At 55.3% G+C, this 12,888-nt stretch carries 9 protein-coding genes and 1 pseudogene; 9 read left to right on the top strand and 1 reads right to left on the bottom strand.

Annotated elements, in window-relative coordinates; all coding sequences use genetic code 11:
• The first annotated feature begins 47 nt into the window (after positions 1-47).
• The 9 genes and pseudogenes from JQR90_RS17110 (at position 48) to JQR90_RS17070 (ending at position 12,188) form a co-directional block, all read left to right on the top strand.
• Positions 48-962 (top strand): ABC transporter permease subunit, encoded by a 915-nt coding sequence (locus JQR90_RS17110; RefSeq protein WP_010795894.1) that lies wholly within the window; start codon positions 48-50, stop codon positions 960-962.
• 4 nt (positions 963-966) lie between these two features.
• Entirely contained in the window at positions 967-2,244 is a 1,278-nt protein-coding gene (gene livM, locus JQR90_RS17105) for a high-affinity branched-chain amino acid ABC transporter permease LivM (protein ID WP_010795893.1), read from the top strand.
• Positions 2,241-3,116: an ATP-binding cassette domain-containing protein gene (locus JQR90_RS17100; RefSeq protein WP_434140163.1), complete on the top strand. Its 876-nt coding sequence runs from the start codon at positions 2,241-2,243 to the stop codon at positions 3,114-3,116. Before livM ends, JQR90_RS17100 begins: the two co-directional genes overlap by 4 nt.
• Positions 3,113-3,829: an ABC transporter ATP-binding protein gene (locus JQR90_RS17095; protein WP_122041549.1), complete on the top strand. Its 717-nt coding sequence runs from the start codon at positions 3,113-3,115 to the stop codon at positions 3,827-3,829. The genes JQR90_RS17100 and JQR90_RS17095 overlap by 4 nt, the downstream gene beginning before the upstream one ends.
• A gap of 90 nt (positions 3,830-3,919) precedes the next feature.
• Complete coding sequence (locus JQR90_RS17090) at positions 3,920-4,852, top strand: ornithine cyclodeaminase family protein (protein WP_219650996.1); 933 nt, start codon at positions 3,920-3,922, stop codon at positions 4,850-4,852.
• Between the two features lie 734 nt (positions 4,853-5,586).
• The gene (locus tag JQR90_RS17085; RefSeq protein WP_122041551.1) at positions 5,587-6,348 is read left to right on the top strand and encodes an SDR family oxidoreductase; all 762 of its coding nucleotides are present in this window, start codon (positions 5,587-5,589) and stop codon (positions 6,346-6,348) included.
• A gap of 813 nt (positions 6,349-7,161) precedes the next feature.
• Complete coding sequence (locus JQR90_RS17080; protein ID WP_434140162.1) at positions 7,162-8,901, top strand: glycoside hydrolase family 5 protein; 1,740 nt, start codon at positions 7,162-7,164, stop codon at positions 8,899-8,901.
• A 507-nt stretch (positions 8,902-9,408) separates the two neighbouring features.
• Positions 9,409-10,467: pseudogene (locus tag JQR90_RS17075) on the top strand (glycoside hydrolase family 5 protein); the annotation flags it as partial.
• Positions 10,468-11,255: 788 nt separating this feature from the next.
• Complete coding sequence (locus tag JQR90_RS17070) at positions 11,256-12,188, top strand: glycoside hydrolase family 5 protein (protein ID WP_010795886.1); 933 nt, start codon at positions 11,256-11,258, stop codon at positions 12,186-12,188.
• A gap of 57 nt (positions 12,189-12,245) precedes the next feature.
• Here JQR90_RS17070 and JQR90_RS17065 read toward each other — a convergent pair whose 3' ends face one another.
• Positions 12,246-12,869, bottom strand: a complete 624-nt coding sequence (locus JQR90_RS17065; protein WP_010795885.1) for a hypothetical protein — start codon at positions 12,867-12,869, stop codon at positions 12,246-12,248.
• Positions 12,870-12,888 lie beyond the last annotated feature (19 nt).

The raw sequence follows: 12,888 nt of genomic DNA, 5'->3' as shown, positions 1-12,888 counted from the left end.
GATGTCCTGGCGCGTCTTTACTCAACCGCTTGCGCGAGAATGACATCGTGGACGGTATCTTCCTGCAACAACTCATCAACGGCCTGACCCTGGGCTCGGTATACGGGCTGATCGCCATCGGTTACACGATGGTGTACGGCATCATTGGCATGATCAACTTCGCTCACGGCGATGTGTACATGGTGTCTGCCTATCTGGCAGCCATCGGTATTGCCCTGTTGAGCTTTTTCGGCCTGCACTCCTTTCCTGTGCTGATCCTGGGCACGCTTATCTTCTGTGTAGTGGTGACCAGCCTTTATGGTTGGGCAATCGAACGAATCGCCTACAAACCGCTGCGTAACTCTACCCGCCTTGCGCCGCTGATCTCGGCCATCGGCATGTCGCTGATCCTGCAGAACTATGTGCAGTTGGCACAGGGCGCCCGCCAACAAGGGGTACCAACACTGCTCGATGGGGCGCTGCGCCTGCATATCGGTGAAGGCTTCGTCATCATCACCTATACCAAGATCTTCATCATCGTTGCGTCCATTGTGGGCATGGGCCTTTTGACCTATGTGATCCAGAAGACCACATTGGGCCGCATGTGTCGCGCGACCCAGCAGGATCGCAAGATGGCGCAGATTCTGGGCATCAACACCGACCGGGTGATCTCGTACGTGTTCATCATCGGTGCTGCGATGGCGGCGTTGGCCGGTGTACTGATTACCATGAACTACGGCACGTTCGACTTCTATGCCGGCTTCATCATTGGTATCAAGGCGTTTACTGCGGCGGTGTTAGGCGGCATCGGCTCGCTGCCGGGCGCCATGCTGGGCGGCATCATTCTGGGCGTGTCGGAGGCGCAATTCGCGGGTCTTGTGAACAGCGATTACAAGGATGTCTTCAGCTTCTCACTGCTGGTGCTGATCCTGATCTTCAGGCCCCAGGGGCTGCTTGGAAAGCCGCACGTGGCGAAGGTGTGATGCTATGACCCAGACTTCTTCCTTCGATTTCAAGGTCATCCTGCGTGATACCTTCATGGTCGGGCTGGTCTCGCTCATCCTGTTCGGGCCCATCGTAGGTATTGTGCTCGACGGTTATGGATTCAATCTGGAGCCTCAGCGCGTCGGCATCATGGTGGCGGTGGTGATGGCGGGGCGTTTTCTGCTCAGCCTGTTCGGCCAGACGTCCAGGGGACGTACCTGGATCGAGTCGTTCAAGCGCAACGACGGAGGCGTGCATGTGCTGCCGCCCGGACACAAGTCGAATCTGCGGTACATCCTGCCTATCGTGATTCTGGTCGCGCTGATCTTTCCCTTCCTGGCCACCAAGTACTGGCTGACCGTGGTCATCCTGTGCATGATCTACGTGCTGCTTGGCCTGGGGCTGAACATCGTGGTCGGGCTCGCCGGTCTTCTGGACCTGGGCTATGTCGGCTTTTATGCCATCGGTGCCTATGGGCTGGCGCTGGGTTACCAATACCTGGGGTTGGGCTTCTGGACGATGATTCCTCTTGCTGCAGTCATGGCTGCGGTGGCCGGGGCGATTCTTGGCTTTCCGGTGCTCAGGATGCACGGCGACTACCTCGCCATCGTGACCCTGGGCTTTGGTGAAATCATTCGTCTGGTGCTCAACAACTGGCTGGAGTTCACCAACGGCCCTAATGGAATTTCAGCACCGTCCCCTACGTTCTTTGGTATTGAGTTCGGTCGGCGGGCCAAGGAGGGCGGCGTGCCTCTCCATGAGCTGCTGGGAATCTCCTACAACCCCAACGCCACGATGATCTTCATCTACAGCGTACTGTTTCTCATCGTGCTACTGGTACTCTATATCAAGCATCGTCTCACGCGCATGCCTATTGGTCGTGCCTGGGAAGCGCTGCGCGAGGATGAGATCGCCTGCCGCGCCATGGGCCTTAACCATGTTCTGGTCAAGCTTTCCGCCTTCATGATCGGTGCGTCCACCGCCGGGATTGCCGGGGTGTTTTTCGCTACCTACCAAGGCTTTATCAACCCGGCCTCGTTCAACTTTTTCGAGTCCGTTCTGGTGCTGGCCATCGTGGTGCTCGGCGGCCTGGGCTCGACCGTCGGGGTGGTCATTTCGGCCTTTGTCATGACGCTGCTGTTCGAGGTGCTGCGTGAGTTCGGCGACATCCGCATGCTCGTGTTTGGTGTGTTGATGGTCGTGATGATGATGTGGCGTCCTCGCGGGTTGATCCGCATCAGCCGCAGTGGATTCGCGATTCGCAAGGGAGTAGCGCCATGAGCGACAACATTCTTACCGTTGACGGATTGGGCATGCGTTTCGGCGGGATCAAGGCGCTTTCCGATGTGGCCTTCAGCATTCGCCGCCATTCCATCACTGCTCTGATCGGCCCCAACGGGGCGGGCAAAACTACAGTCTTCAACTGCCTGACCGGATTCTACAAGGCCACCGATGGCCGTATCGTGTTAAGCAACGCTGACGGGCGCGAAACGGACGTGGGCAGAATCATGGGGGAGCCGTTTCAGCCCACCGATTTCGTCAACCCTGCCCAGTTCGGCAGTCGTCTCTGGTACAAGATGTTTGGCGGGACGCACCTGGTGAACCGTGCCGGCCTTGCGCGGACGTTCCAGAATATTCGCCTGTTCAAGGAAATGTCCGTGGTCGAGAATCTGCTGGTAGCCCAGCACATGTGGATCAACCGCAACCTGCTGGCGGGCGTCTTCAATACGCCAGGTTTTCGTCGGGCAGAGGAAAAGGCACTCGATGTAGCCCTTTACTGGCTGGAGGTGGTGGGGCTGACCGAGTGCGCCAACCGCCTTGCTGGGGAAATGTCCTACGGTCAGCAGCGCCGTCTGGAGATTGCGCGTGCCATGTGCACCCGGCCGGAGCTGATCTGCCTGGACGAGCCCGCTGCCGGCCTCAACCCCGCAGAAACCGAGTCACTGTCAGCCATCATCAGGCACCTGCGTGACGAGCACAACATCACCGTACTGCTGATCGAGCACGACATGGGCATGGTCATGAGCATCTCCGATCATATCGTCGTGCTGGACCACGGTAACGTGATCGCCCAGGGCCTGCCGGACGAGATCAAGAACAATCCGAAGGTCATTGCCGCCTACCTTGGCGCGGATGAGGAGGAGGTGGCATGACTACACCCTTGCTGGAATTCAAAAACGTCGACGTATTTTATGGGCCGATCCAGGCGCTCAAGGGCGTTTCGCTGCACATCAATGAGGGCGAGACGGTCAGCCTGATCGGTGCCAACGGGGCGGGAAAATCCACCTTACTCATGTCCATCTTTGGACAGCCGCGGGCGCGTAACGGACAGATCATCTACCGAGGCGAGGAAATTACCCAGAAAAGCGCCCATTTCGTTGCTTCCAACGGTATCGCGCAATCACCGGAAGGGCGACACGTCTTTCCTGACATGAGTGTGGAAGAGAACCTGCTGATGGGCACCATCCCCATCGGTACCAAGCATGTGGACGAGGACATGCAGCGTATGTTCGAGCTGTTTCCGCGCCTCAAGGAGCGGCGTAACCAGCGAGCCATGACCATGTCTGGAGGCGAACAGCAGATGCTGGCTATCGCCCGGGCGCTCATGAGCCGACCCAAGCTGCTGCTGCTCGATGAGCCGAGCCTGGGGCTTGCGCCTATCGTGGTGAAGCAGATCTTCCAGATCCTGCGTGAGCTTGCGCAGGCCGGCATGACGATCTTTCTGGTCGAGCAGAATGCCAACCATGCGCTCCGGTTATCGAACCGGGCCTATGTCATGGTGACGGGAGAGATCCGCATGACGGGCAGCGGCCAGGAACTGCTGGCTGATCCTCAGGTGCGCGAAGCCTACCTGGGCGGCCATTAAGCCGCCGTTCAGCCTGCGTCAGGCTCCATGGTACTGACGCAGGCCGTTGCCGCGTGCCGTCGAGTATGTGTTTCCAACAGGGGAGTTCCCATGTCATCCATCCGCTTTTTCACCAATGCCGAGGTGGCCGCTGTTCTGGATTATGCCGGGCTGATCGATGCGCTTCGCAGTGGCTTGGCTCACCCTGGCACTGCACCCAACCGGCAGGCTTACGCGCTACCCGAGGGACAGGCATCGCTGTTGAACATGCCGGTCTGGCAGAAAGGGCAGGGCATTGGCGTCAAGCTGGTGACTGTGTTTCCGGAAAACAGTCAACGCGATCTGCCTTCGGTTGCGGCGGTGTTTGCCTTGTTTGATGATGTGACAGGCCAGCCCCTGGCCTTGATGGAAGCCTCGGAACTGACGGCTCGGCGTACCGCCTGCACATCAGCGTTGGCGGCTGACTATCTGGCCCGGCGGGATGCGTTGAGCCTGACCATCGTAGGTACGGGAACGCTAGCTGCCCACATGGTGCGTGCCCATACGGCTGTGCGTGATTACAGCCGGATCGAAATCTGGGGGCGTGATTACAGCAAGGCCAAAGCCCTTGCTGAGCGCCTGCAGGGGGAGGGCTATCCGGTTTCAGCAAGCGATAACCTGGCGCAGAGCGTAGGGCATGCCGATGTGGTTACGTGTGTTACCACCTCTCGAGAGCCGCTGGTGTTGGGCGAGTGGCTCAACCCCGGCTGCCACCTGGACCTGGTCGGTGCCTTTCTTCCCTCTATGCGTGAGACCGATTCAGCAGCCGTTGCGCGGGCACGCATCGTAGTGGATACCCGCGAGGGTGCTTTGGAGGAGGCAGGCGATTTACTGTTCGCGCTTGGTGATGGCGTGATCCAGGAAAGCGATCTCAACACAGAATTGAGGCACGTTCTGCAAGGGGATGGCGTACGCAGCGATGACCAGGAAATTACCTTGTTCAAATCCGTAGGCTATGCGGTAGAAGATCTGCTAGCTGCGCAGTACCTACTGCATAACATGTGACCTGTGAACAACACCCTTTAGCGCCATGTTTTAGCAGTTAAAGTCTGCTCTATTGGGCCAAGGTCCTGACTTACCCACGTTACACGTGGAGCACCTTGTGGATAACCCTAGGATACCTGTCTGCTGCCCTTAAAATATAAGGCTTACAGATAAATGGTTACTTTTTGATCAATCGTACAGAGGGTAGTAGTAACCAACCTCAGATAGTTATCAACATACCCACTAATAATATGAGCAAGCCTGTTGATAACACTTGGAAGACTCCACGCAAGCCGCATGTGGCAAGGCCTGGCGAGAATTGGTTAAAAAATGAGCAGTTATTTTTAAATGCAGGATGCTGGTTTTATACACGTTTTCGGCGAGCAAGGTTGTGTATAACCTTGGGGTACTTGGCCAGACGCCATGTACCACCGACTCTCTAGAGGCATGCTCAAAAAATGATCAACGCTGGAGTACGTCCGTTTATCCACGCTCCTAGGGTCGCTACGCCAGGCTTTTCATGCAGAAATCGCTGGGTTCAACGTTATGCACGGTTAACGCGAGCAAGCCTGTGAATAACATCTGAATGGTTGTACACAGCCCTTATACTGTCTGGCTCTTGAAAGGTTGATCAAAAAACAACCAGGATGCCAATAGCTGATTTTAGAGCTGTTTCGCTATAACTGTACCGCCTCAAGCGACAAAGAGTGCGTTACTCTCCGGGTATTTCCTTTCGACCTCAAGGAGCTGCATCGATGACTTCGACTTTGTTCATTACCGGCGCAACATCCGGCTTTGGCGCGGCTACTGCGCGCCGCTTTGCCAAGGATGGGTGGTCCCTGATCATTACTGGCCGTCGCGAGGATCGCCTGAGCGCGTTAGCAGAAGAGCTTTCCGCGCACACCAAGGTGCATCCGATTGTGCTGGACGTTCGGGATCGTGCAGCTGTCGAGGCGGCAGTCAACGGGTTGCCCGAAGAGTTTTCGACCCTGCGTGGTCTGGTCAACAATGCGGGGCTGGCCTTAGGTACTACACCTGCTCAGCAGTGCGATCTGGATGATTGGGACACCATGGTCGATACCAATATCAAGGGTGTCCTGTATTGCACGCGCTTGTTATTACCCAGACTGATTGCTTACGGTGCGGGCGCTGGCATCGTCAATCTGGGCTCGGTTGCCGGTAACTGGCCGTACCCGGGTAGCCATGTCTATGGCGCTACCAAGGCGTTCGTCAAACAGTTTACCTTGAACCTGCGCTGCGATCTGCAGGGCACAGGCGTCCGTGTGACCAACATCGAGCCGGGGCTTTCCGAGACTGAGTTCTCCGTGGTGCGCTTTGGTGGCGACAAGAGCAAGGCCGACGCCGTATATGCCGGAACTGACCCACTGACACCGGATGATATCGCCGAGTCGATCCATTGGGCTTTGAACCAGCCCAAGCATGTCAATATCAATCGGATCGAGCTTATGGCGACCTGCCAAGCCTGGAACGGGTTCAACATTCATCGAAGCGAGTGACAGCATAATGACGGCAGAGTATATCTCTGCCGTCTACGGTAGCTGTCGATACAGCTGAAACGATATAGCGCCGCTTATTGGCGTGTCCCATGCTTGAGAGCTTATACGCTCAAAGTCTTCTTGAAAGAGCTTTTCGCCTCATGCTGGCAAGAAGTCAGCATTCTGACACATAGGAACAGAACGCCAGAATGATGACGCAGTAATGGCGTCAGGAATAACCATAATGCCATCATGGGTTGCGGCTCAATGGCCTTAGTAACCAGTTATCTTCTTTTCTCTCATCTCCTCGCTAAACCCCTTCCTTGAGGCGCTCAATTAAACGGGCGACGAACGGTCATCGCTTTGGCTGGCCTGTTTCTTGGTAATTGGCACGCCCCTTGAATAAGTACTGACGTGACGCCGCGTTAGGGTCACCGGGAACATTCAACTTTTGAAGCCTTATTAAGTTTAAGAGTTATTAATAAGGCACGGTTAATTAGTTTAAAGAAGAATGTTTTCATCGCCATTCCTAGTATTGGCATTTCATTGCCGACTGAACTTTTCACATTTTGTAGAAAGTTCATAAGAGTGCAATGCCCGACAATAACGGTTTAATACGCTGTTTATTGTTGCTGCTGGTTTTGACCGGCAAATACTTTCCATAGCTCAGGGTTGAGTGCAGGGAAGTTCATTCGTAAGGATGAAGTTAATCCCGTGCCACTTATTGGCTCGGCCTAGATACAACTCAACGTGAAACGCGACTGTTGCGTCAGCCCTTCAATAATGGGCTATGGAAACGCTCGTGCTAAAAAACACTAGCAGTTTGGTGAATAGATGAAAACTTCTGCTTCTTTTGTTTTAAATAAAATCAGTTCCACCCGTTTTTTTAAGAAAGTTCTTCCGTTGGCTGCTGCCGTAGTCTTGGTCAGCCCTGCTGTTCATGCAGAACAGGTTGATCTGGTAGGTTTAAACCTGTCAGGTGCAGGCTTTGCTGCCCAGGTATTGCCGGGTATCGACGGTACCAACTACATCTTCCCGGTTGAATCCTATTTCCAGCAGTGGAACGCCAAGGGTATCAAGCTGATCCGCTTTCCCATCATCTGGGAGCGCCTGCAGCCGACCCTGGGTGGCGCACTGGACCCTACCTATACCGCGCTGATCGACCGTACGTTCGGCTATGCCAACAAATACGGTATGAAGATCATCCTGGACCTGCATAACTACACCATGTATCGCGGCACCATCATTGGTACGGGTAACGTGAGCTACAACCACTACCAGCAGATCATGACCCTGATCGCCCAGCGCTGGAGCGGCCAGCCGTCCCTGTATGCCTATGACATCATGAACGAGCCGCATGATTCGATGACCCAGTGGCCCATCATGGCTCAGTACGGCATCAATGGCGTTCGTTCGGTGGACAAGGTCAAGCCGATCATGATCGAAGGTAACGGCTGGTCCGAAGCGACCCGTTGGCCATGGTGGAACGATTCCCTGCTGAACCTGAAGGATCCGTCCAACAACCTGATCTTCCAGGCGCATTCGTATTTTGACGAGGATGCCGGTGGTAACTACACCGCCATTGACGTGAACAAGCTGGACGCCAACTACGGCGTCGAGCGTGTGAAGCCGTTTGTGGAGTGGCTGAAGAAAAATGGCAAGAGGGGCATGATCGGCGAGTTCGGTGTACCGGATAACAATCCGCGCTGGAATCTGCTCATGGACAACATGCTGGCTTATTTGAAGCAGAACTGTATTCCTGCTACGTACTGGGCTGCAGGTCCAGGCTGGGGCAGCTACTTCCTGTCGGTCGAGCCGATCAATGGGCAGGATCGTCCTCAGTGGCCGACCCTGAAGAAGTACATCGATAACACTACCTGTACAGCGATTGGCCCGTTCACGGCACCGGTTGCGACGACGCCTACTCCGGCTCCGACACCCACCGTGCCTTCAACCAGCACAGGCTATTCGAGCGCTATCAACAACTTCACCAATGCAGACTGGCTCAACGGTGTATACAGAAAGGCAGCAGGCTTCTCCGTAGCGGCGACATCAGGCAACACGGCAGCATTCAAGGTAGGTACTTCGGTACGTCTGGCGAATGGCCTCGTAACCAAAATCTCGTCCGTTCAGGTAGTGGGTAGCAACATGAGCGTCTGGGTAAACAGCTCGGCATTGGATGGCGCCGTTGTGGGTTACCCGAACAAGCTGACCGTGGCGGACGCGGCAGGTACGGGGGCGACTACCCCTGCGCCGACGCCAGCCCCGACTGCACCGACGCCTGCGCCAACCGCTCCGGCCGTTGTTGCGACCAGTACGATGAACAATTTCACCAATACTGATTGGCTGAACGGTGTCATGCGCAAGGCGGCTGCGATTTCGCTTCCGGCAACGGCAGCCAACACGTCAGCCTTCAAGACCGGTGCCTCGGTACGCTTGGCCAATGGTCAGGTCTACAAGATCAAATCAGTACAGATGGTGGGTAGCAACATGAGCGTCTTCCTGGACACCCCGACGCTTCTCAACGGTTCCGCCGTTGGTTATCCAAACGCGCTGACGGTAGTTAGCCAGTAACCGATCCGGGAACACAGAGCGGGGACGTTTAAGTCCCCGTTTTTTATGGGCTCGATTCTTCAGCCCAAGTATTTTTCGACCGTTGATAAGGCAGTGCCTCAGGCTAAATTGCAGTGTTTGGCATGGACATTGAATAGTAAAGATCGACGCTGGAAAACTGACAGCTTTCTCAACACTTGAAGCTGCTCACCACGCGAGCTCCAGCGGTATTTCGCCATCAGGTATTGGCATCCCGGGTGTAAGTAAGCAGCGGTGTACCGCTGTATCACACCCGCCTGGCAGGGCAATTTTTTAGATTGTCTGTTGCTATCGCCAGCGGCTGTTCGCGCTGGCAAATACTTTCCACAGCTCAGGACTGAGTGCCGGAAAGTTTCATCGTAAGGATGACACTCGGCTCGGTCACCCATGGCCGGTTCACGGCGTACGCCAGATTTATCTTGTCGACTTCCCCGATCCAGGGGCTGGCTTTCTGCGCCGTGAACATCACTAGCAGTAATGGTGAGCTTAATGAAATCTCTGTCCGTCCTGAATGCAATCAGGTCTGTTCGTGTCTTGAAAAAAGTGCTGCCTGTGCTGGCAGCAGGAGCGTTGTTCAGCTCGGTTGTCCAGGCTGAGCCGGTTGATCTCGTCGGTCTCAATATGTCCGGTGCCGATTTTGCCGGACAGGTTTTGCCTGGCGTGAACGGTACTAACTACATCTTTCCAACCGAGTCCTATTTCCAACAGTGGAGCGCAAGGGGCATCAAGCTGATTCGCTTTCCAATCCTGTGGGAGCGCCTGCAGCCAACGCTCAATGGCAATCTGGACGCAACCTATGCAGGCTTGATCGACCAGACCTTTGCGTATGCGCAGAAATACAACGTGAAGGTCATTCTGGATCTGCATAACTATGCGCGTTATCGCGGCCAGATCATTGGTACGAGCGGCGTCCCGTACAGCAGTTATCAGAACGTGATGACCCGCATCGCCCAGCGTTGGAGTGGGCAATCGTCACTGTATGCCTACGACATCATGAACGAACCCAACGGTGCATTGGCATATTGGCCTACTGCTGCTCAGTACGGGATCAATGGCGTCCGGGCAGTCGATAAGGTAAGGCCTATCCTGGTAGAGGGTAACGGCTGGGCCGAAGCGACACGCTGGGCCCAGTGGAACGACTCCCTGTTGAGTCTGAAAGACCCGTCCAACAAGATTATCTTCGAAGCCCATAGTTACTTCGATGAAAACGCTGGCGGCACCTACGAAACCGTTGATGTAAACAAGCTGGACGTGAATTATGGCGTCGAGCGTGTGAAGCCGTTCGTGGAGTGGCTGAAGAAGAACGGCAAGCAAGGCATGATCGGTGAATTCGGCGTACCGGATAACAATCCGCGCTGGAATATCCTGGTCGACAACATGCTGGCCTACCTGAAGCAGAACTGTGTACCGGCTACCTACTGGGCCGCAGGCCCGGGCTGGGGTAGCTATAGCCTGGCTGTGGAGCCTGTTAACGGTGTGGAGCGCCCGCAGTGGCCGACGCTAAAGAAGTATATTAACAACACCAGCTGCACCGCATACGGTCCGCTTAAATAATGACGGTTCGAAAAAGCCCGGCCTACTGGTCCGGGCTTTTTGCTGTCGGGCCCTTTTGGGTTCAGATCTAAATCCTTGATCCAGTAGATAAATTTCCCTTCTCTCGACGAGCGGTCGCCCTGATCACAGCGCAAACGCTTATGGTTGCGTCCCCCCGGTTAACACGACCCGGATGATGGCTAAAGGCCGCATGCTGGCTGGGTTTTCCCAGGACCGGTCCCTGTATCGATATTGGCCTGCGCAAGGTATTTCTCGGGTCAGCCAACGTGCTGTAAAAGGCGTGGCGGGCACTGAGCGATCCTGCGTTTTCGATGCCATGCGATACCTCTCAGCGGGCGTTTTCATACCCCGTTCATTATTCGCCATTCCTGGTATTGGCAAATAGTTGCGTTTCGACTGCACGGGCAATGCCTGTTCACCGATACGCATGCCCTCAATGGCGGCTTTTTAGGCCGTTCATTGTTGTCGCTAGCTCGATGATTAGCTGGCAAATACTTCCATCACTCAGGGTTGAGGTCGGGAAGTTCATCGTAAGGATGAAATAACCGTCGGCTAAAACAATATAGCCGGTCAATTGGGACTTTTTTATATGGCTCTTTTGAGTCAGGGCATTGCTCGCGCGTAAAAAAGTTACTGGCAATTTGGTGAATATGAGTTTTTTATCTGTAACCCAACATTTTGGTATAACGCGAGGCGTATCTAAGGCACTTTCATTAACTGCGTTACTGGCTTTGGGAAGTACAGCGGTACAGGCTGAGCAAGTTAATCTCGTCGGACTTAACATGGCAGGTGCCGAGTTTGCAGGTACGGTGTTGCCCGGAATCAACGAGAAGAACTATATCTTTGCCAAGGAAGAGACCTTCAAGAACTGGAGTGCAAGAGGGATCAGGCTGGTCCGCTTTCCCATTCTGTGGGAGCGGCTCCAGCCGGGGCTGGGATATTCCCTCGATCAGACCTACGCCTCACTAATTTCCCGCTCACTGGACTATGCCCACAAATACAACATCCGGGTCATTCTGGATCTGCATAATTATGCGCGCTATCGCGGCCATATCATCGGTACGAGCAGCGTACCGTATTATCGCTTCGAGAATGTCTGGAACCGGATCGCTCAGAAGTGGGGTAGCCACCCGGCCATTTATGGCTACGACATCATGAATGAGCCCAACGGCGCCGTGGCGTACTGGCCTACAGCGGCGCAGTACGCCATCAACGGGATCCGGCAGGCTGACAAGGCTCACCTGATCTTTGTGGAAGGCAATGCCTGGGCCAGCGCCGAACGGTGGCCGGTGTGGAGCGACTCTCTCAAGGACTTGAAGGATCCTGTCAACAAGCTGATCTATGAGGCGCACGTCTATTTCGACGCCGATGGCGGTGGTTCCTACACCCAGCTGAGCGCTGACAGTTTGTCTGCTCAGGCTGGCGTCAATCGGGTGAAGCCCTTTGTGGAGTGGCTCAAGCAGAACAACAAGAAGGGCTTTATTGGAGAGTTTGGCGTACCGGATAACGATTCCCGCTGGAATGTAGTCATGGACAACATGCTGACCTACCTCAAGCAGCATTGCGTACCGGCTACCTACTGGGCCGCCGGTCCGGGTTGGGGGAATTACAGTCTGTCCGTCGAGCCTATCAACGGACAAAGCCGCCCGCAGTGGCCCACGTTGAGAAAGCACCTGAACGACACCAGCTGTACCGCAATCGGTCCGGGCCGGTAAAACCGCTTCAACGAGACTATACAGCCGGGCGTTGGGAGGGCCCGGCTGTTGATAACGTCAAGGCTCCACCTGCTGCTTCAGCCAGCCGGGATAATGGTTGCGTGTAGCCTCAGGCCATCTCGGTGGGCAGCGAGTACCCAGGTAGGCTGCCACCGCGTTCAAATGTGCTGCTAGAACGTGCCGATCACCAAAGGCCTCAAGCCCCAGCGTCCAGCCGGCCGCATGGCCATCAACCCAGAGTTGAGTCAGTTCTACGGTACAGCCTGCGGACGGCATGGCTTCGTAAGGGGATTCGTTTTCATCCAATGCGATTTCACGCAGAGCGGCCTGCTCGACCGTAAACAGGCGAAGCCAGCGCTGCTTCTGAACGGCAACCGTAGGATGCGGTGTCAGCGTCAAGGCCTCGGAATGCCATTTATGCCATAACTCGACAGGCCCCCTGAACGGCGAGACGTCCAGGGTATGCCAGTCAGGTATGACCAGCCCCTTTACCTCAACTGTTGAGTCTCCACGGGTTTTGATACCGAGGTCGGATTGACTGGCATCCCTGAGGTAGTGGTGCATCTTGCGTATTCCGCCTCCCGGTGGCTGATCCCACAGATCGGACTGGTGAAACCAGTCGATCAGATCAGTACCCGGCAGTGCGGGCCAAAACCAGCGGACTTCGGCGGAAAGCGGCATGGCGTGCTCCTGGTATGAA

Origin of the sequence: Pseudomonas sp. JZ114 (genome assembly GCF_051027705.1) — a bacterium.
Lineage (GTDB): Bacteria > Pseudomonadota > Gammaproteobacteria > Pseudomonadales > Pseudomonadaceae > Chryseomonas > Chryseomonas luteola.
The sequence above is the reverse complement of the archived record's forward strand: the minus strand, read 5'-3'. Positions and strand labels throughout refer to the sequence as shown.